Below are 22,483 nucleotides of genomic sequence, written 5' to 3'. Positions count from 1 at the left end.
ATCACCCCTCAATCTTTACCATAAGCTAATATTTGAAAAACGTTTTGCAATGTAATTCATTGTTAATAGAAGTGCAAAATTAATCAATGTATTAAATAAGCCAATCGCTGCAGCATAACTAAATTGATTTGAAATAATCCCTATTTTATAGACATATGTTTCAATAACCTCTGAAACTGGTAAATTCAATGGATTTTGCATTAAAAAGATTTTTTCAAAGCCTGTACTAATAATCGTTCCCATATTTAAAATTAAGAGAATAATAATCGTTGGAATAATTGCCGGAATTTCGACATTCCGAATGATTTGCCAACGATTTGCACCATCGATTTTAGCCGAATCATATAGCTGTGGATCAACACTTGATAGTGCCGCTAAATAAATAATACTGTTCCAGCCAACATGCTGCCATATGTCTGATAACACATAAACAGGCACAAACGTATTTGTCGAAGCTAATAGGTTCACATCTTTAAATCCTAGTGCATTTATGAGATGACCGATAATACCTGTATTTGGTGAGAGGAGGACGTTTAGTAAGCCTACTAAAACAACGATTGAAATAAAGTGAGGTAAATATACCGTTGTTTGTAAAATCCGCTTACCACGCTTCCATTTAATTTGGTTGATAAGTAAAGCTAGTATAATCGGAGCTGGAAACCCAAGAATAATCGTTGCTAGACTTATAAAAATTGTATTTCTCATTAAATCTGAAAACATGTGACTTTCAATAAATTGTTTAAAATATTGAAGCCCGACCCATTCTCCACCTGTTAATCCTTTTGTAAAATCATACTCCCGAAACGCTAGCTGCACACCGTACATTGGAATATAGTTAAAGATAATGACAACGATAATCGCAGGTAGAATCATTAGCCACAACTGATAATCTCGTTTAAATGTATTAAATACTGTTGGCTTTTTTTCAATTGTGATATTCGCAATCGGATCCGATTGCTTCGTTTGCGAGTTAACTAGCCCCACTAATCTCAACTCCTTTATGAGCTATTTGAAAAAGAACCCCCCTTGCGTCGAGTTGCAAATTCATAAGGGGGCTACATTTGACCAGCTTGCTTATTTATTACTTAAGTAGTCGTCGTAGTATTTTTGGATAATTTCTGTATTTTTATCAATACCGATTTTTTTAAGCTCTTCAACATATCCATCCCATTGCTTATCAATTCCGCCTTTTGTAATCCATTCCGAATACTTTGCCATTGCTAGATTCATAACTTCTGTATTTGTTAAACTTAAAGCATTGTTATCTTCGTCTGTATATTTCATGAACATTCTAGGTAAGATGTCCTTTTCTAAATCGATATTGTTAAACGCTTCTTCTAACGGTTTCGTTTGCTCTCCAACTGATTGCATATCTGTACCTAACGTTAAGTTTAGTGAATCTGATATATACATTGGACCATGGTCCGCCCATGTAGATGTCCATTTCCACGTTCCTGGATCCATGTTTTCATCCTCTGGAGGTAGAACAGCATACGAACCATCCTCATTTTCAGCAATATTCGTTCCTAACGACCCGAATAATACTTGCATACTTACTTTCGGGTCATATAGCTCATTGATAAACTTCATTGCTGCTTCTTTATTTTGGCTTTTCGCTGACATTTGCACAAAGTTCACGCCGTAGTTCAACATGTTATAGTCATAGCTCCATGAAACTTGTTCGTTAGATGATGCATCTTTTTGCAATGGTGCCATTGAAGCATATTGAGGTGCTAATGTATTACCAAATCGATCGGTAACTTCCCATCCATATGTATATCCAACCTTTGCCGTTTCACCTTCGCCACGAGCAACTGATTGATATTTCGTATAATCCTGCGTAAACACTTCCGAATTGATTAACCCTGCTTCCCAACACTTATTTAAAAATGAAACAACCTCTTTATACCGTTCATCAATTAAGAAGTTCTTCACCTTGCCGTCCTCAACAAAAATTCCATCTCCACTAACATCTGTTAACGTAATCCCTAAGCTTCCTAAAAGAACAGTCGGTTGAAACTGACCAAATCCTACTGTTGATGTAGGGGAAAAATCCATTGGAATCTCATCGTTTTTATCGCCATTACCATTTGCATCCTCTTCTTTAAATGCAACAAGGACCTCGTACAATTCATCCCAATTTGTTGGCATTTCCAGCCCTAAATGATCCAACCATTGCTGATTAATAAACTGTCTCGTTGCTGTTTCAGGCCAATATCGTTGGTATTTCGGTAAGCCAAAAATTTCTCCATCCTTTTGTGTCGAAAGCGCCTCTAATTCTGGCTTTTCCTCAAACATCTTCTTTATATTTGGCGCATGCTCATCGATTAATGGTGTCATATCTTCAAATAGCCCTGTAAACTTAACAAAGTCAGCATCAGTAATTGCATTAGGTCCAACGATTAAATCAGGAACATCACCTGCCGCTAACATCGCTCCTTTCTTTTGGTCCCAGTCAGCGGTTACTTCTTCCCACTTAATTTCAACACCAGCTCTTTCCTCAGCTTCTTGTAGCCACTCCATCTTTTTTAAGTCTTGTGTTAATGGATGTTTTGTGATGAGTGCTTTTAATACTACCTTTCCATCTTCTGTCGTTTCTACTTTTTCTGCATTGTTGTTACAGCCAGATAATGCGACCGTTGTACTCAATAAAGTGATTAAAGCCATTTTTGTAAATCTTCTCATCTTGTTCCTTACACTCCCCTCTTTTTCTTTTAATTATCAAAATAACATTTATGAAAACCCTTACATTTGGTGTTTCAATAATGTTACTTTACACACTCTTAACCCCTAAGCAAAAAACTTGACATTCTTATATTTCTACAAACTGTGTACAACCTAATATTACTCCACTAAATAACTTGATGAGAATTCACAAATCCATATAAAACATATCTTATTTTTAGTTTTTATATTTTTTTAAATTAGATGTTCGAAGGTGGACAAATTACTTTTCGGCACAAAAAATGTAATACATTATACTAATCGATGTCATTAAACCTTTGTTTTACAAGGAACAGATATACTTCAAGGATATTATAACCTAGTAATTTTTAAAAATATTTTAAATAAAAAAATAATGCACTACCGATTTTCGGCAGTGCATATCTTTTGTTTGTTTTTCATTGTTTTTGTAGAAATTTCACGAATAAACAGTTATTTATTCCTACATCAATTTTTCACTTATTTTTTTGAACCTTGTTCCGTCATTTCGCTCACATTCGCGATTGGTTCCATCGTCGTATTATCTATGCTGGATCCTTTCCACACGAATACCTTTACCTTATGACCGCTAAGTTTTTCTGGAAGCATTAAATTCACATCGAAAATTGTTTCTTGATTAGGAAGTGCTCTTTTCGTAACGGTGTTATTACTAACAAGTTGATTTTTCTCATTATAGAGTGCAATGACGCCAATTAGCTCTTCTTCCTCATTTCCGTGATTTACTACTCGGATGTTTGCATTTAAATCTTTATTTGCCTGTAATTTTTTTTGATTAAATATTGTTTCAACTGTATAGAGACTATTATCCATTACTGTAACATGTGCTTTAACATTTATGCTCACACCTTGTGTATCACCATCTTCGTGAGATATACCTAATTCAGGTGTTCCATCTTGATTCCATGTGATTGCTTTAACACGTGTATGTCGATTCGGGTCATAAAGAGGGTCTCCATCAATCTCCTTATATGAGCGGGCGTGATAAACGAAAAGATCTGTTACACCATCCTCCGCAACTGTAAAAGAATTATGCCCTGGGCCATATTGGCTAGTCTCCTCATTGCTTTTAAAAATAGGCTGCGTTGATTTGTTCCATGATTTTGGATTTAATAGATCGCTAGTTTCGTCTGCCGCTAACAAGCCGACTGCATAATTGGCGTCCGTCGCACTAGCAGAATAGGTCATAAATATTTTTCCATTCCGCTTGATAATAGCTGCCCCTTCATTAACCCAAAAACCTTGCCTCTCCCAGTCATAGTCAGGGGTGGAAATCATCACAGGCTTACCTTTGATTGTCCAAGCATTTTCCATTTCAGCTATATATAAATTAGAAATCCCCGCTTGTTTTTGCGCCCATACTAAATAGCGTTTTCCATTATTTTCAAACGTTGTGGCATCTAGTGAGAAATCTGTAAATGAAAATGTATCGGACTCATCTTTTTGAATCATCCCTTTTTCGTTCCACGTACCTGTTAACGGGTTTTTATCTTCAGTTTCAAGGACATATGGTCTAATGTTCCAAATGTCATCAGAGCTTCCAGCTGCAAAATATATGTACCATTTCCCATCGATAAAATGAATTTCCGGTGCCCATATATGCGCAGCCATCTCACCTGTTGAATGCTTTTCCCATATAACAACTTCTTCAGCTGTTGCAAGACCTTGTATTGTTTTCGCTCTTCTTAAAATAATCCGATTATACTCAGGTACAGATGCTGTGTAATAATAATACCCATCTGTATGTTTGTAGATATGAGGGTCTGCCCGCTGTTCAATGAGTGGATTAGAATAGCTATAGTTTGTTGCAACACCATCAACAGTAAATGTTCCCTTTTTCGTATAATCCGCTTTCGCTATCTTGTTCCAGTTTACGTTCAGTTCTCCTGTTAAACCATTGCTATAATGCGCCGTTACAGTAGCTGGCAATTCTGGTTGTTGGCCAATCTTTGTAGTAACATGGACGTCCTCAATTTTCTCCAATTCTGCAATATGGACATTTGCGACAGCCTTTAGCTTTGTCGCATAAACACTACCCTTTACTTTCACAGTACCATATTTTGAAAGCTTCTTTTCATCAACCTTTTCCCACGATACTTTCATCTCTTTATTCGTTCCATCTGCGCGCTGAACCTCAACAACATTTGGAAGCTTTGGTGGAAAGTAAAGTGGTGTCATCACATCTATTTCCTTTATTGATATAATATTATCTGCGAGAACAGTTACTTGAAACTCCTTTGTGTCTGTATAGCCATTTTTCGTTAGCGATGCAGTTAAGGTTACCGTTGTATCTTGTTCATGTTTCTTTGGACGTGTTACCTTCCCACCTGCTGAGACAATGTTTTCGTTACTTGATTCCCATTTAACTGCTACACCATTAGTTGCTGCTGTCGGTAAATCAATATTTGCAATGACATTCGTTGTATCTCCAATTTCTAGGCTTTCTTTTGCTTTTGCTACAGCTTCCGCGTCTGTATACGATTCTGCTATTACCTTGCCAACTTCATCCTCTGTTAACCCTCTATTATAAATTCTAAAGTCGCTAATTTTGCCATCTAAATAGGGATCTGCTGCATAGTTTGAACGACCGATAAAATTATGCGGGGTATCACCGTAATCTTCCGGCTTTGTTGCTGCACTCATTTTCCCTACTTCGATTCCGTTGCTGTATAGTCGATATTGATCTCCTGTTTTCGAAATCGCTAGATGTGTCCATTCTCCAACTTTCGGTAAACCCGATGTAGCCGTTAAGATTGAACCGTCCATATCAAGGCGAAGATTTGGTGTTAAAAACATTTTTGAAGCATTTGCCCCATTACCAAAGTCAAAAATTCTAGCCCAGTCACCTGTTTTTGAATTCAAGTAAACCCATGTCGTTAACGTGAAATCATTCAAACCACTTGCAATTCCTTTCGGTAAAGTAACATATTGTTTGTCACTTGCTTTTAAATCAATTCCTGACTTTGTTTGAGTCTCGCTAATCGTCGCTCCGTTATTTACTTGCGCATTTTGTTGATTACCAGATAAATCGGAAACAATTTTCCCTTCAATGCTATCAAACTTATACCAAGTAACTAATTCACCCGAAAGTTTCGAAGTTACATAGATTTTAGCTTGCGCTCGTAATTCCGTGTTTTCGACAGTGCCTTGGACAGTTAACATTGTACCTACTCTATTCAATTCTTCACGGTCAATTTTCTCCCAATTAACAGCCACTTCTTCGGTGCTTTTATCAAGATAAGTTGCTAGCACATGTGTTGGTAGCTTCGGAAGTTCACCTTCCACCGTTGATAATGTAACAGTTTCTAATGAAGTAATCGTGTTTTCTTCTGTTATCATAATGTTTGCAATAGCCTTGATTGCAGTGCCTTCAATCGTCCCATGAATTGTTAGTTCACCTGGATTTTTTAGCATCTGTTCCGTTACTTCATCCCATTCTACCTGTACATGTTCTTTAGTTCCGTCAGCAAATTGTGCCGAAACAGTTGCAGGTAATTTAGGCTGCTTCCCTCTAACAGTGATGATATTGGTTACTTCAACAGATTCGATCACTAGCTCGACTTCTGCTAAGTTTCTTATTTCAGCTTTACTTAGTGCTTTGCTGTAAATACGGAAATCTGCAACCTTTCCATTCAGTCCCTTACCTTCTTCTTGCTCCCAAGGAAACTGTGCCCAACCTATATAGTTTTGAGCCGAGTTGATGTCATTCACATTCATTGGGAAATCAATAGTTTTTTGTAGTACTCCATTTAGGTATGTTGACATTGTTTTTTCTTTACCCGATAGCACTGTTGTAACATGGACCCACTCCTGTTCCTTTAACACCGGCGATTCTGCAGTGTGAAAGGTTGTGAAATTACCTGTAATGAGTTCTAGAACACTGGCATTTGTTCCACCCTTTGGAGCAAAATTTAATACTGTAAAATTTGATTCATTACCTTTGAAGTTACCAAAGCTATATAATGAAGCCCAATCCTTCAGCTCGTCGAGATGTACCCAGCTGCTTATCGTCACATCTGTCAAGCCATCCAAAATATTAGCAGGTAATTCAACATAGTCTTGATTTCCATCTAATTCAACAGCACCGCCTTTTTCAGTCATTGTAATTTTCGCATCATTGACTAGTTTTCCATCATGCCCATGACCTGATGCATCCTTTATGACATTAGTCGTTTCAGCGTCTGTGAATGGATACCACAATAGTATCTCATCGTCTATCTCTTTCGTTTCGGCATGACTAATTTGTGGGTAGCCTGTTGGTAAAATACTTACGAACACTACAAAAATCACTAATAGCGATAGATATTTTTTTAGTTTTATCACACTAATGCCTCCTCTACACCTTTTTTCTTTTTTGACTAATATAGATGAATGTACCTACCAATAGCATAACGAGACCTGCTAGCATGTAGTTAAATAGATTTGTCGCTGTATTAGGTAGCTTCTGCTGCCCATCATTTTTATGCTTGTCGTTTGTTTCATTGTCTTTGTCTTGTGATTCAGAATCCTTGTCCTTCTCAGCCTCGTCGTTACCTTTATCGTTCGATGGTTTATCACTATCATCTGGTTTTATCGGTTTCCCGTCATTGTCAGGTTGTTCAGGTTTCTTCGTATACATAAAGCTTGTTTGATAGATTTCACTCAAATCTGTTGCACCTATTGACACTTGATATTTTCCATTTTGTTTAGACTTTATTGTGTATTGAAAAGCGAAATGATTTTTATCATCTACTAGCGCTTGATCGATATATTCCAAGTCACCATTAGGAGATATGACCTTGACCGTGACATTTTTTCCTTCACCTTCGATGAGCTCTCCTGTAACAAGTACTTGTTTTTGTTTTGTATTTGTCGAGATCTCAACATTTTTCAGTTCAGACGGAACTGCCTCTTTTTGATTCACTTGAACTTTTACTCGTTCTGTATACCGACCGTCTTCTGTTTCTATCACTATATCTGTTTCTCCTGAGGCTAGTCCTTTAACGGTGAAGGTTGATACACCCTCCTTTTCGTTTTGTGATGATACCGTAACGATTTCAGGATTTGTTGAATAAATGACTAACTTATTTTGAAGCACATTTGCTGGCTTTACTGTTGCTTGAATCGTTGTTACATTTCCTTCGATAAGCGATAACGAACTTTTATTTAATGTAATTCCTTCAATATCAGCTTGCACAACCGTAAAGGTGGCGATATTTCTTTGCTTTTCAGATGTAGCTGTACTCAAGCCTAATCTATAATTTTCTTGTACTGTTAAATATAATGTCTCATCTGTGTACGATTGATAGGAAGTCCACTCTTTATCACCCAAGCCTGGTACAGCTTTAAAGGTCGCTTCCTCCATGAATTCTGTCGTTCCATCATGCTTGGCCAATACAATCTCATCATTTTCTCTCTTTAAATAAAAGCCTGGTTTGTGCTCAGCTTGAAATGAAATGTATTCTTCACCGTCATTTGCTAGCCCTTTAACAAGATGCCACTTTGAATCCAACACCTCTGAACCAACTGGATCCATGCGAACATCACCTGCTAAATGTCGAATATATCGCTTCTTATCATCAAAAGACTGAATCGCATAGCTGTGACTTGTAACCCCTGATGCTGACGGTATAATTTTATCAATCGTCCCATCTTCGTTATATTGAAATTTTTCTATCGCTACAGAACGACGATATTGGCCACCTGTTGGCAGAGCACTTGTATGGTAAATAAAATACCACTCGTCATTAAATTGCAAGAATGCTTGATGGCTCGTATTACTCGCCGCCTTGTCATTACTATCACTCGCAAGTGCATCCATAAGCTTCCCTTTATATTCCCACGGGCCTGTCGGACTATCACTTATTGCGTAACCAAGCTCTTCAGGATAATTCATTGCGAACGAGAGATAATAATTGCCATGCGCTTTATGTAACCACGGTGCTTCTGTAAAAGTACCAGGCATGTTATCGATCGTAACTTGATGTATTTCCCCATCTATTTCAATCATATTATCCTTTAATTTTGCATAATAAAGATGCGTATTTCCCCAATATAAATATGCTTGTCCATCGTCATCTATAAAAACTGTCGGGTCGATATCATCCCAAGCCTCTGCTCCCATACTTTCTGGACTTTTCGTCATTTTATTCGTAATTAACGGCTTCCCAATTGCATCTTTAAAGCCATTAACTGGATGGTCCGAAACAGCGACACCAATAGAATAGCCAGGGTCGTCACTGTCACCATTAAGGACAGTAACATACCAATAAAACTTGCCATCTCTTTCAATTGCTTGTGATGCCCATGCTGAATCATTTTTTGCCCATTCAAAAGCTGTACGTGGGAGTGACCCCTCCAATTCCCAATTTTCCATATCCGACGAAGAATAAATACTCCATTTCTTTAACACAAAAAAATTCCCATTCGGACTTGCTTCGTCATGCCCGACGTATAAATAAGCTTTCCCGTCGTGGACAAGTGCTGCTGGGTCTGCACTAAAGTTATCTTTAATGACAGGATTATCCGCATGTGAAATGGCTGAGAACGAAAGATAAGCGGATACAAATAAAATTACTATTAATAATAGTTTCTTCATGATTTTCCTCCTTTACAGATTGTTATTAGTAGAAATTTACTAGCTTCCAAGCAATATCTTAGAAGCTAGCATCCTATATTACTCTATTGTTTTTGTATTCTTCTTTTTAAATAAAACCCTATTGCTACAATAGCGAGGCCAATCATCATCAGGTTATATACGTTTGTCGCTGTACTTGGGAGCTTGTTGAAGAATTTATTTTTGTTTATCGATGATGATTGTCTCGTCCCTTCTTGTACTGATGTATCAGATTTGTCATTTGACATTACATGCTCTTCATTATTTTCAATGTTGGGAGTTGCACCACCATCTCCTCCTGTTGTTGGGTCCCCGTCTTCCGATGCCGGCAGCTCTCCTTCTCCTTGTGTAGGCGGGTCTTCCTCTTCTCCTGATGCTGGAGGATTTTCACCTTCCCCTGGTACAGACGGCTCTTCACCTTCCCCTGGTACAGGCGGTTCTTCACCTTCCCCTGATACAGGTGGCTCTTCACCTTCCCCTGGTACAGGCGGCTCTTCACCTTCCCCTGGTACAGGCGGTTCTTCTTCATCAGTTGTTTTCCGTTTTACCATGACATCTGTAAATGCAACCGCATTTCCACTCGTTGAAGCTACCGATATAGTGGCTTCACCTTCTTTAAGTGCTGTTATGGTCCCGTTGTCGTCAACTGTTACGACATCTTCATTGCTGCTAGTCCAAACCATGCCCTTATTCGAGACGTCTATTGGAGAGATGTTTACAGATAATTTCAGCTTTTCTCCAGCAATTAGCTGTATAGTTGACTGTTCCAATGAAATTTCTTCCACTTCCTTTTCAGGATTTGGTTTTTTAACCGTTGGGACATTTTGTTGTAATGCTTCATGTTCAGTTTTTGTGACAGGAATGACTGTGCCGTGGCGTGGACGTTTTGGCAGTTGATAATCGCTAGGTACTGTCCATTCACCTGATTGTAAATCTGTCGTTTCAAACGGTACATAGCCTCTTCCACCGAATTCATCAATAAACATGTACCATTTTTCCTCTATATTGGATTTAAAAATCGTTGGACCTTCCCCTCTAGCAATAGCTCCTTTACCGATGCCTTCTTTTATCATCGTAAAATCTGGGTCTAGTACGGATTTGCCTACCTCTTGAAATATAAATTTGCCGTTCGGTGATTCTGTTGAGTTCCCGCGTTCATCTTTTGTGAAGCGATAGATGTTACCTTGATCCTCGATCATCGTTGTATCGATGACTGAATAGCCCGTATCCATGTATACTTGTGGTTCTGTAAATGTATAAAAATCTCGCGTTTTGCTATACATCATCCGTTGATAGCTATCACCGGTATGCTGGTCATTCTCATATAATTTAGAAGCCCAGAACACAATATATTCACCTGTCGAATCATCATAAAAAATTTCCGGCGCCCATGTATTGCCCGCTTCCTCCGGAGAAACCTCAACCATTCGTTGTTCAGACCAATTGATTAAGTCGGTTGATTCCCAAACCATAATGGAACGGCTTCCTTGTCTTTGGGCGCGATCCCAATTGCCGTTTCCATAAATTTTTAAGTCTGTTGCTATTAGATAAAATTTGTCTCCCTCTGGTGAGCGAATGATAAATGGGTCACGTAATCCCTTTTCACCTAAATCAGACGTTAAGGCCGGTTCCCCTTTGTTAAGCTCTTGCCATTTAAGCGGGTTATTGCCTTCACTTAATGCAAAGTAAATTTGTTCACCGTTTTCGTAGCCTTCACCGGTAAAATAGCTAAACACATAGCCTTCATACTTTTCTTGCTTAGGATGCTCCTTTACATTTGCGATGAAGCCTTTTGTTACGACAGCTCCATTCAACGTTATCGTTGCTGTCAGTTTGACCGCCTGATCACCTTTAGCTGGACGGGTTACTTCACCTGTTGAGGTAATAACCTCTGGATGACTTGATTTCCAAGAAATTGTTGAGCCTTCAGAACCTGATGTTGGTAAAGTAATGTTTCCTCGTACATCATCAATATTATGGACAATCAGTTGGCGTGCATCATTTTTAACTGCTTCCTCATCACTTGGTTTCTTTACGACAGTTACAGGAAATTCCCGCTTAATCGTTTGTTTGCCATCTGATAACGTTGCGGTAATGACAACTGATTTGTTGCCTAATTCAAATGTTGGTCTTTTTACGATACCTTCATTTGAAATGTAATCTTGATATTGTGAATCCCATGTGATTGTAATCCCGTTCTCACCTTTGTTTGAAAAATCTAGATTTGTTGTCACTTCATCCTTACTTATGTTTTCCCCTAAAAAATCATCATAGTTTAGCTGTTTTGCATGATGCTGCAAGAGAATTCCATCCATTTTCTCAATTTTCGTCTTTGCCTCAGCTTGTAAGCTACTAATCTCTGCTTGCGATAATGCACCGTCATAGATTTTAAAATCTGCAATCATCCCACCAAAATACGGGTCAGCTGAGTAAAATGATTTTCCGATGAAGCCGCTAACGCCATCCTGATTTTTTATCGCATCTAATGTATATCCATTCGTTGGGCCTTTCCCAACCTCATGTCCGTCAATGTATAATGTTAGCGTCTCTTCTTTTCCATCCATAACTGCTGTTACGAGCTTCCATTCATCTGCCTTTACCGGACCTGACGTAGCATTTGCTCCTGCCTCGTTATTCCAGCTTGTCACTCCTAAGCCTACACGTGCAGAACGATCGCCTGAATTCCTGCTCGGTGTTGTAAATAAATATTTGTTCTGGTCTTGACCTAAAGCAAAAATCCACTCTGCTTCTTGCTGACCTTTCCAATTCACTAAAGAAGAAATGGTCACACTGTCAAGATTATCTAAAATACCTTCTGGCAATTCGATGTATGATGCTGTACTACCACCTTTGAAATGAAGAGCACCTGCATCATTTCCTTTCATAACATCAGCTTGATTAGGATTAATTAATTTCCCGTCAAACGTTCCTGTATTGTCCTTTACAACTGTGCCATCAATGTTCGTCATATCATAGTCAACGATTAATGAAACAGCCTCAGGCTCCTCTTCTGGTGGAGTTGTTGGAACTTCCGCATCTGCTAAACTAGCAATCTCATCTGCTGGCAGGGCACGGTTATAAATGCGGAAATCATCAAATGAACCATTAAAAAATGGATGTCCATCCTTACTTGATTTTCCTAAATAGTTCATTGTTGTTTCAAGTAACATTCTTGGTTCAACATTGAATGTTGAGCTTCTAGAGACTTCTTTTCCATCAACGTATAAAACCGCATCGTAATCCTCAATCGTCATGGCCACATGGTGCCATGTTGATGTAGTCAGCTGTGGTGCTCTAACAGCATATTTATAATTGCTGTTTAGTAGGGAGTTTTGATTCGCAAATTTTTCTGTAAATGGTGTGACAATGGCGAATTCAAGATTCCCTTGGTCTCCCTTTGTACTTAAGTACATCGTGTTACGGTTGACGGTACGACCTGTATTTGATGAAAAATCAAAGATTCGTTGATTCGGTTGGTCTTGACCAATCTGTACCCATGTAGACATGGTCATTTTTTCTAAGTTTAATTGTTTAATAAGATTTTCCGGTAATTCGACATAACCAGTCTTTCCATCAAGTTTGACAGCACCACTAGATTTACCGACAGTATTCGTTTGATCGATTACCGACCCACCTACTAACTTAGCATCATAGCCATTTTCAGAAACATCCTTTACAACTGTTCCTTCTACATCGTCTTCATCAAATGTGTAATGGACGACTGGTGTATCTGATTGCTCAGGGCCTTTCACACCGTATTTAGCTTCGAGTGCGTTCAGTTCGTCCTTTGTGATCGGGATAACAGTTCCATGACGTGGTCCTGGTGGTAGTGCGTATTCTGATTCTGGAAGAAGATTTTTCACAAATTGCTCCCCATCCTCAAGATCAGTTGACCATCTAACATGATATGGCCATGAATCGAGGAACATATACCATTTGTCTTCATGAATATCTTTAAAAACAGTTTGTCCTTCATTATTACCTTGATGTCCAATTAATCCAGTGTTTCCAGATTTTGTTCCGGCAATTTCGTCAAATTGGAAGCCGTTTTCTTCGATACCATCTGCGTCATAAAAAATGTCTGAGGCTTTCTCATAGTAAACTTTGTAATTGACCTCTGATTTAGTGAAGCGATAAAATGTATCGTCATGCTGAACAAAGCTTGTGTCAATCGTTGGGAAGCCTTCATCAATAAAGACTTTCGGTTCCGAGAAGGTATGAAAATCTCTTGTTGTCGCGTAGTACATGACATTATATTGTCCTTGTGGTCTACCATTTGGATAATTGCCATACGTTTCGGAATTTTTCATTGATGATGCCCAAAAGACAACATATTCACCTGTCTTCTCATTGTAAATTGCTTCTGGTGCCCAAGTGTTTCCACCTGTTTTTGGTGCAACTTCCACCATTCGTTGCTCACTCCAATTTACTAAATCATCTGATTCCCAAATCATTAACGAGTGGCTTCCAGTTATTTGCGCTTGGTCAAAATTTGTACTCTCACCCATTTTCAAATCTGTTGCAAGCATATAAAATTTATCACCCTCAGGTGAGCGGATAATAAACGGATCACGCAGTCCCTTTTCACCCATAGAGGATTGCAGAATTGATTGTCCATTATTCAAAGCACGCCATTTCAATGGGTCCTCTGCAATTGCAAAAGAAATTTCCTCGCCTCCTTCATATTCTCCTGTGAAATATGAAAAGAAATAGGCATCATACTCTTTTTTACCAGGTTTCTTCACGACTGTTACCTTGATTTTCTTTTCGGCGACTTCATCACCATTTGTGACCGTTGCTGTTAAGGTAACTTTTGTATCTTTTTCCGGCCTAGAAACCCAGCCTAGCTTCTTGTCATCAGTTTCAGACTGTGCAGAGCCTTGAATAATCTCCGGATGTGATGATGTCCATTGAATGGTTGAACCATGTTCTCCCGTTGTTGGGAGATGGATATTTCCCTTTATTTGATTTTGATTTGGAATGGTGAGTCTTTTTGCATCTTGCTTCACCTTTTCCTTATTTGAAGACTCTCGTTTTACAGTTGCTTTAAATGTTTTTGTTGCTGTTAGCTCTTTATAAGTAACTGTAGCTGTCAGTTCAACCTTTGCATCTTTTTCAAGTGGTCTTGTTACTTTTCCTTCATTTGAGATTACTTCCTGATTACTTGATAACCAGCTTATCTCTACTCCATGCTTTCCTTTTTGCGGCAGTGCAACATCTCCAGTAATACTAGATACTTCGTCATTTTTTGAGACATAGCTTGAGAGTTCTAATGATGTGACCGCATCTTCTAATGTAAGTTGATTAAGTTTATTTATTTTCGAGGCTGTTTCTTGATAGACTGCTTCTACTTGTTTATCCGTTAGCGCACCATTAAACACTTTAAAATCACCGACCATCCCTTGTAGAAATGGGTCATTTTTAAAAATGGACTTTCCGATAAAGCCAGAATAACCCGAATTCGAATCAATAATTTCAGCTAACTTCTTTCCACCGGCTGAACCGGTTGCTGCCTTCTTGCCATTTACATATAAAGTAATCGTATCTGTCGTTCCTGAGTACACAACTGTTGCGACTTGCCATTCATTTGCAGAGATTGCTGCAGTACCTTTGACAAGTGATTCATTCCGCCAGCCTGCTTTTGATATGCCTGTTGCTACAACATCCCCAGATCCATGGCGTGGGGTAACAAAGAAATATTTATTGCCATTTTCTGCATCATCAGTTACAGTCCCTAAACCAAATAACCACCGATTTTGGCCATCATTTTCCCAATTAAAAAGAGTCGAGATCGTAACATCTTCTAAGCCGGCTAATAAATCGGTGCCATCATTCGCCTTCGGAATTTCGACGTATGCACTTTTGGAGTTTGAGTTCCCTCCATTAAATGAGATGTAACCAACCTCATTGTTGTTTAGAATTTGACCATTTTCCTGATTAACCACTTTTCCATCAAACATTGCCTGTGGTGACACGTCCTTCATTATAAGTTGTCCACCATTTTGATTTGTTGTTTTCATATCGTAATGGAGTAATAGACTAGGGTTTTTCTCAGGGATTTCTTCAGCAAATAGTGACTGTGGATAAACACCTATAATCGTTTGTAAAAACAGAACTGTTAATACAACGATGGAAAGCTTTTTCCTATGTTTCATATTGCACTCTCCTATTAACTGGTATAGTCTATTAAATTAATCTAACTCTTATGTAAACCTATCTAGCTAGCTTTCTACTTCTTGTCCAACTCATTCATAAGCCACTGCTAACAGATAGGATTATCCATTCTGTTTGCAGTGCTTTTTTGTCATTGTTAATGCTGTGATATTGTGACTTTTTTGTTTTCAGTTCTAAGTACACTCACTCTTTGGAAAACAATGAACAGAAGTAGAAGGACACCAATCGCAATTTTCGTCCACCATGAGCTTAACGTACCTTCGAATACGATTAACGTTTGAATAATGCCGAGTATGAGAACACCTACAACACTACCCGCGACGTAACCAACACCTCCGGTAAGCAGTGTGCCTCCGATAACAACGGCAGCAATCGCATCTAATTCAAGTCCATTTGCATGTAAGCCATAGCCTGAGAGCATATAAAATGTGAAGACAATCCCTGCTAATGAGGAGCAAAATCCGCTCATCGTATAGATTAATATTTTTGTTCGACCAACTGGTAAACCCATTAATAGTGCTGACTGTTCACTCCCGCCAATTGCATAAATCGTCCGACCAAACTTTGTATAATGTGCGATAAAAACAGCTGCTAGGATGACAATAATTGCGATAATCACACTTATTGAAATGAAAAACTCACCGAAGTAAAGCTTCGTGCTTGCAACATACTGAAAGAACGGATTCGTAATCGCAATTGTTTCAACACTAATTAAGTAGCTTAATCCTCTAGCCAAAAACATTCCTGCTAGTGTGACGATGAATGGCTGAAGATTGTAAAAGTGAATTAAGCAACCCATTATCAAGCCTAATGTTGTACCAATCAGTAATGCGATTGGCAGGACGATCCATGGTGATAGTTGAGCATTCTCAATAAGACTTGCTGTCACCATACTAGTTAATGCAATGACTGATCCAACAGACAAATCAATGCCACCTGATAAAATGACAAATGTCATGCCAACGGCAACAATAATTAAAAATGCATTATCAATGAATAGGTTAAAAAATACTTGTGGTGAAGAAAAACCAGTGTATTTTGCTGAACCGAATAAATACATGACAAGAAAAAGTCCAAGAGTGACAAATACAGGGTAATGTTTACTATTGAAAGACAGCTTCTTCATGATAATGTCACTCCTTTATCATTCTTTGACAGTTGTTTCGTGCGTTTCATTCTCCCTAATACTTTCTTGCGAAAATCTGGTGATTGAAGTAAACAAACGATTAATACGACGATTGCCTTTACAACTAAATTTGTTTCAGGAGGGATTCCAATTGAGTAAATTGTTGTCGTCAAGCTTTGAATAATCAATGCTCCCACGACTGTACCCATTAAGAAAAACCTTCCCCCCATAAGTGAGGTTCCTCCAATAACAACGGCTAAAATTGCATCAAGTTCATACCAAAGTCCGGCATTATTTCCGTCTGCACTCGCTACATTTGAGCTTAAAATTAAACCGCCAATTCCAGCACAAAATCCGGAGAATAAATAGACCATTAAAATGATATTTTTTGAGTTTATCCCTGCTAAACGGCTTGCTTCAGGATTCGAACCGACAGATTCAATAAATAAGCCAATCGACGTACGTCTCGTTAAAAAGAGAGCCAGACATAAGACAGCGACCACGATAAAAATCGAAAAAGGAAGCATGAACAAATAGCCTCCACCTATAAATGAATAAGGCTCATAATAAATCGTTGTAATTTGTCCATTAGTTATTAACTGAGCAATCCCACGCCCAGCCACCATTAAAATCAATGTCGCAACAATCGGTTGAATCCCGATCCTTGAGACAAGTATTCCGTTCCATAGTCCTGCAAGTAAAGATAGTCCAAGTGCAAATGCAATCGCAGTAAATAATGGAACTAAGCTATCACCTGAGATACCTGTAGATTGACTAACCGTCATTGCGGCAATTGCTCCCGACATTGCCACAACAGAACCGACACCAAGGTCAATCCCTTTCGTAGCAATGACTAGTGTCATCCCTAAAGAAATAAGCATTAATGGTGCACCACGGTTCAAAATGTCTATGATACTACCTGTTAGATGTCCATTTTTCACCTCGATAATGAAAAACTTCGGGTCAAAAAATAGATTGACAGATAGGATTAACAACAATACTAGTAATGGCCAAAACAGTTTGAATTTCATCATGTTATCCCATTCCTCCAGCTATTTCTTTCATTATGTCTTGATGGGTAATGTGCTGATTATTTTCGATTTCCGTTACCTTTTCGTGGTCACGTAAAACTGCAATCCTGCTGCACGTCCGAATCACTTCTTCAAGCTCTGATGAGATAAACAAAATCGACATCCCTTTTTCACTTAATGAAAGCATCAGCTTTTGAATTTCTGTCTTTGCACCAATATCAATCCCTCTTGTTGGCTCATCAAGGATTAATAACTCAGGGTTTGTCACTAACCACCTTGCTAACAGAACTTTTTGCTGATTGCCGCCACTTAGATTTTTTATTAATTGATCTGGATTTGGCGGATTAATATTTAATAGCTTGATATATTCCTCCACGATTTCATCTTGTCTTTTCCGTGGGATATAGTGAAACCAGCCATGGATCCCTTGTATCGCAAGAATCATATTTTCCCTTATCGTTAAATCAGCAATAATTCCTTCTGTTTTGCGATTTTCAGAGGAAAAGGCAATTCCATTCGCAATCGCTTGTTTAGGTGATTGCAGCTGTATTTTTCGACCTTTAACATAAAGCTCCCCTCCGTCAGCTTTATCTGCACCAAAGAGAAGTCTTGCTAATTCCGACCTGCCCGAACCTAATAGTCCGGCTAAACCGATGATTTCTCCTTTATGCATTGTTAAATCAAATGGCGCAATATTTCCCTTTTTCGATAATTGTTTTGCCTCTAGAATTGACTCATTTTCTTCACGTTTCAAAGTATCCGTTTTCGTTGAAGAAAATGAACCTAATTCAGAGATTTCTTTTCCAATCATTTTTGAGACCAATTCTAATCTTGGCAGTTCCTTCGTCATATACTCGCCAATCCATTCTCCGTTGCGGAGCACTGTAATTCGATCGGTAATTTCATAGATTTGGTCAAGGAAATGACTGACGAAGACAATTGCCATTCCTTCACTTTTAAGCTTTCGAATCACTTTAAAAAGCTGATTTACTTCATTTAAATCAAGGCTTGAAGTTGGCTCATCCAAAATAAGTACCTTCGCAGAAACATTTAATGCCCGTACGATCGCGATCATTTGTTGAATCGCAACTGAGTAGGATGATAGTGTTTTTGAAACATCAAGCTTTAAATTTAATCTTGCCAATAACTCTTCAGCCCTGCGATTCATTTCCTTCCAATGAATTCGGCCATTTTTCATGATTTCTCTTCCAATAAAAATGTTCTCAACGACAGACAAATTCGCACATAAATTAACCTCTTGATAAACAGTACTAATGCCATGTTCCTGTGCTTCAAGCGGATTTGTGATGATAATTTGCTGATTATCCATAGTCACGCTGCCTTCATCACATGAGTAGACCCCAGTTAACACTTTAATTAATGTAGATTTACCAGCGCCGTTTTCGCCCATAATCGCATGAACTTCGCCTGGAAACAAACGAAAATGTACATTTGATAATGCTTTAACTCCTGGAAATTCTTTCGTAATTCCAGTCATTTCAAGCGTCGGAGTTTGCTGATTCATTGTGTTTCCCCTCCTTCTTCTCTAACAATCGATAACCTAAAAAAAGGTGTAAAAGGGTCTCCCCTTAAAGATGGAGACAGACCCTTTGTAAACATTGTTAATATTGACGTGTTGGTAAAAGCTCTTCCGCTTGATCCATTGTATAGATGCTTTCTTCAACAGCAATTCGTTTTTCTAACTCTTCGCCTGCAATATGCTTTTCAATTAATTCAACTAGCTGAGGACCAAATAACGGGTTACACTCAACTGTTACGTTCATTTTCCCAGCAGCCATCGCTTCAAACGCACCTTTAACTGCATCTACGCCAATGATTTTAATATCTTCGCCTGGCTTTAACCCATACTCTTCAATCGCTTGAATCGCACCAATCGCCATATCATCATTATGTGAATAAAGAACATCAATGTTATCTCCATCTGACTTTAAGAAAGCTTCCATTACCTCTTTACCTTTTGCACGTGTGAAATCACCTGTTTGTGATTTTGTGATTTTAAAGTTCGGATGATCCGCTAGTACTTCTTCAAACCCTTCTTTACGGTCAATTGCAGGGGCCGAGCCTACTGTACCTTGTAGCTCTACGATATTGACTTCCTCTTCGTCACCCATTTCTTCCACTAACCAATTTGCTGCCTTTCTTCCTTCCTCAATAAAGTCAGATCCTAAAAATGTCACCCATAAAGAATCATCTTCAATATCTACAGCACGGTCTGCTAAAAATACTGGGATACCTGCATCTTTTGCTTCTTTTAGTACTGTTTCAAATCCAGTCTCAACAACCGGTGAAAATACAATTGCATCTACTTTTTGTGCAATAAATGAACGGATCGCTTTAATTTGATTTTCCTGTTTTTGTTGTGCATCCGAGAATTTAAGCTCATGACCTGCATCTGTAATTGCCTTTTTCACTGACTCTGTATTTGCAGTTCGCCATTCACTTTCAGCACCAACTTGAGAAAACCCGATTACGAGTTTACCTCCCGCACCCTTATCTTCAGCTCCACCTTCTTTTTGACCTGACTCACTGCCACCACCGCCACTACTGCCTGATGAGCTACATGCTGCTAATACAAGCATGACTGACATGAATACGAACAAAAGCAGTTGTAACTTGTTTCGTTTCTTCAATGTAATTCCCCCTTATGTTTCGCTATTGAACTCTTCTAGCGTATCCTGATTATAAAACGCTTTCATACCTGATTGAATAGAATGATTTTTGATTAAGTTACAAAATATTTTGGATTTTTTTATAAAAATCATCGAAAAGTAGAAAAATTTTTGATTCCTAGAAATTTTTATGAAGTTTGAATGTTTTACTTGTTTACGAATAAATTAGGTAGAAAGATAGGAAAAGGGCTAATTACGAAAAAAGCTTCTCGTTCAATTGTTCTACTAAAACAGACGTTAGTTAGATTTTCTAGGTAAAAAGTTGTTCTTTTTATACGTCCTGATGTTTAAAAGACGCTTCACACCATCTAGAAATCGCTTACATTTGTGATATAATCTAGAAATATAGAAATCTTACAACTTTTATAAAAGCTTGCTATTACGAGTCCAAAGGGAAATGATCATGAATTTCAAAAAATTGATGCTCTCAAGTTTACGAACGAAACTTTTAATCATGTTTGTTATTTTAACGGCAATTCCACTCATTTTTGTTGGTGTCGTTTCTTATGTAAAATCAATTAATATTATCTCAAAAAATACCCACACGTTTACACAGCTTCAAGCAAGTCAAGTTAGCCAAGACATCGATGTTATTTTTCAAGATACGAAACGGTTTACCGAAATCAGCAAACTTGATAGTACGATACACTTTCTAACAAATGATGAAAATACTTATGAAGATGCGAAAAATATTTTGAACCTATTTAGCTTTTATCGAGAAATCTATCAATCAAGTGATAACATCCAGTCTATTTCTATTTTTAATCTTGATGGCAAAATCATTAGTGAAGACAAGGGTGTTCATCAATTAGATACCTCCCCTAGAGAGAACCCCGAATATACACAGTTATTAAAAAATCCAACTGATACACTTATTCAGCAAACTGAAGTAAACAATCAACCGATGATTTCAATTACCGATACTGTCATATTAGAAATTACTGGTGAAGTAATCGGCTTTATTAACATCCTTATCGATGCAACGGTCATTGAGGAAATTCTCGGCAATGCAACACTAGGTGAAACCGGTAGCTTTTATGTGGAAACAGCTGCAGGAGAATCACTCTATCTATCTGGTAATCAAGCAGGTCGGCATCTAATCTCAAATTGGCGTACGATACGTGAGAAAGATTCAGGTTATATGACGAATAATTCACAATCAACATTCACTGTATTTGATACTGTTGAATCTACTGGATGGAAAGTCATTGGCCAAGCACCGCTACAGGAGTTAATGAAGGATGCGAATGAAATCCGAAGTTTAATTATGATTAGTGTTGGTTTTAGTATCATCTTTACCATTACACTTTACTTTTTTATCTCATCTAAGCTCATTCGTCCGATTCGAAACTTGAAGGAAAACATGAAGCTCGCCTCACAAGGCAATCTTGACGTTAAAGTTGTAAATGAGAGTTCCGATGAAATTGCTGATTTGGCAAATAGCTTTAATGTGATGATCAAGAAAATAAAATCATTGTTACTAAAAAGCATTGATGAGCAAAAACAACTTACACTTGCAGAATTTAAAGCTTTACAAAGTCAAATCAATCCCCACTTTTTATATAACACATTGGATAATATTATTTGGATGGCTGAGGCAAAGAAAAGCAGTGAAGTCATCGATATGACAAAGGCTTTATCACATTTTTTCCGGATTTCCTTAAGTAATGGCGAGGATGTCATTAAATTGGCACAAGAAATTGACCATGTCCGTAACTACTTAATCATTCAAAAAATCAGATATCGGGACATTCTTGAAGTAACTTTTGATTTTAATGATGAAATTGTCGATTATTCTATTTTAAAAATAACCCTTCAACCACTTGTTGAAAATGCGATTTACCATGGGATAAAAAATAAACGCGGAAAAGGTCTCGTTTCAATTAGAGGAGACTTCACAGAAGATGGGGATATATGCATCGAGGTAATAGATAATGGAATCGGAATTAAAGAAGAGCAACTGACAAAGATTCAGCACCAATTGCGCACAGGTACAAAGGGTAAGAAAACGAGTGGCGGCTTTGGCATGTTTAATGTTCAAAAACGAATTCAGCTATATTATGGAAGTCAATATGGTCTGACGATTGAAAGCTCTTATCAGATAGGGACTTATATTCGATTAACGATTCCAGCAATGAGGTGATAG

At 38.0% G+C, this 22,483-nt stretch carries 10 protein-coding genes; 1 reads left to right on the top strand and 9 read right to left on the bottom strand.

All coding sequences use genetic code 11. The features are described 5' to 3' along the window. Window positions 1–15 precede the first annotated feature (15 nt). The 9 genes from J2S19_RS11615 to J2S19_RS11575 all read right to left on the bottom strand — a co-directional run bounded on the left by J2S19_RS11615 (window position 16) and on the right by J2S19_RS11575 (window position 20,298). Entirely contained in the window at window positions 16–873 is an 858-nt protein-coding gene (locus J2S19_RS11615) for an ABC transporter permease (RefSeq protein ID WP_307341814.1), read from the bottom strand. Between the two features lie 201 nt (window positions 874–1,074). After that, window positions 1,075–2,685 carry an extracellular solute-binding protein gene (locus J2S19_RS11610; protein WP_307341716.1) on the bottom strand — a complete coding sequence of 537 codons (1,611 nt, stop codon included), beginning with the start codon at window positions 2,683–2,685 and terminating at the stop codon, window positions 1,075–1,077. Between the two features lie 498 nt (window positions 2,686–3,183). Further along, entirely contained in the window at window positions 3,184–7,044 is a 3,861-nt protein-coding gene (locus J2S19_RS11605) for a family 43 glycosylhydrolase (RefSeq protein WP_307341713.1), read from the bottom strand. Between the two features lie 13 nt (window positions 7,045–7,057). Further along, complete coding sequence (locus tag J2S19_RS11600) at window positions 7,058–9,298, bottom strand: family 43 glycosylhydrolase (RefSeq protein ID WP_307341710.1); 2,241 nt, start codon at window positions 9,296–9,298, stop codon at window positions 7,058–7,060. 83 nt (window positions 9,299–9,381) lie between these two features. Next, window positions 9,382–15,471 (bottom strand): immunoglobulin-like domain-containing protein, encoded by a 6,090-nt coding sequence (locus J2S19_RS11595; RefSeq protein WP_307341708.1) that lies wholly within the window; start codon window positions 15,469–15,471, stop codon window positions 9,382–9,384. A gap of 155 nt (window positions 15,472–15,626) precedes the next feature. After that, entirely contained in the window at window positions 15,627–16,616 is a 990-nt protein-coding gene (yjfF, locus tag J2S19_RS11590) for a galactofuranose ABC transporter, permease protein YjfF (RefSeq protein ID WP_307341706.1), read from the bottom strand. Continuing rightward, entirely contained in the window at window positions 16,613–17,650 is a 1,038-nt protein-coding gene (locus J2S19_RS11585) for an ABC transporter permease (RefSeq protein WP_307341703.1), read from the bottom strand. The genes yjfF and J2S19_RS11585 overlap by 4 nt, the downstream gene beginning before the upstream one ends. A 1-nt stretch (window position 17,651) precedes the next feature. After that, entirely contained in the window at window positions 17,652–19,172 is a 1,521-nt protein-coding gene (locus J2S19_RS11580; RefSeq protein ID WP_307341700.1) for a sugar ABC transporter ATP-binding protein, read from the bottom strand. 97 nt (window positions 19,173–19,269) lie between these two features. Next, window positions 19,270–20,298, bottom strand: coding sequence for an ABC transporter substrate-binding protein (locus tag J2S19_RS11575; protein ID WP_307341697.1), 1,029 nt, complete (start codon window positions 20,296–20,298; stop codon window positions 19,270–19,272). Window positions 20,299–20,740: 442 nt separating this feature from the next. Between J2S19_RS11575 and J2S19_RS11570 the strand changes: the two genes are divergently transcribed. Continuing rightward, the gene (locus tag J2S19_RS11570) at window positions 20,741–22,480 is read left to right on the top strand and encodes a cache domain-containing sensor histidine kinase (protein ID WP_307341694.1); all 1,740 of its coding nucleotides are present in this window, start codon (window positions 20,741–20,743) and stop codon (window positions 22,478–22,480) included. The last annotated feature ends 3 nt before the right edge of the window (window positions 22,481–22,483 follow it).

The organism is Metabacillus malikii (assembly GCF_030813355.1).
GTDB lineage: Bacteria > Bacillota > Bacilli > Bacillales > Bacillaceae > Metabacillus > Metabacillus malikii.
The sequence above is the reverse complement of the archived record's forward strand: the minus strand, read 5'-3'. Positions and strand labels throughout refer to the sequence as shown.

Bases quoted from the DNA above. Each gene is read 5' to 3' on its own strand.
- J2S19_RS11615 (WP_307341814.1), bottom strand. From the start codon at position 873: ATGATTCTACCTGCGATTATCGTTGTCATTATCTTTAACTATATTCCA.
- J2S19_RS11610 (WP_307341716.1), bottom strand. From the start codon at position 2,685: ATGAGAAGATTTACAAAAATGGCTTTAATCACTTTATTGAGTACAACG.
- J2S19_RS11600 (WP_307341710.1), bottom strand. From the start codon at position 9,298: ATGAAGAAACTATTATTAATAGTAATTTTATTTGTATCCGCTTATCTT.
- J2S19_RS11595 (WP_307341708.1), bottom strand. From the start codon at position 15,471: ATGAAACATAGGAAAAAGCTTTCCATCGTTGTATTAACAGTTCTGTTT.
- yjfF (WP_307341706.1), bottom strand. From the start codon at position 16,616: ATGAAGAAGCTGTCTTTCAATAGTAAACATTACCCTGTATTTGTCACT.
- J2S19_RS11585 (WP_307341703.1), bottom strand. From the start codon at position 17,650: ATGATGAAATTCAAACTGTTTTGGCCATTACTAGTATTGTTGTTAATC.
- J2S19_RS11580 (WP_307341700.1), bottom strand. From the start codon at position 19,172: ATGAATCAGCAAACTCCGACGCTTGAAATGACTGGAATTACGAAAGAA.
- J2S19_RS11570 (WP_307341694.1), top strand. From the start codon at position 20,741: ATGAATTTCAAAAAATTGATGCTCTCAAGTTTACGAACGAAACTTTTA.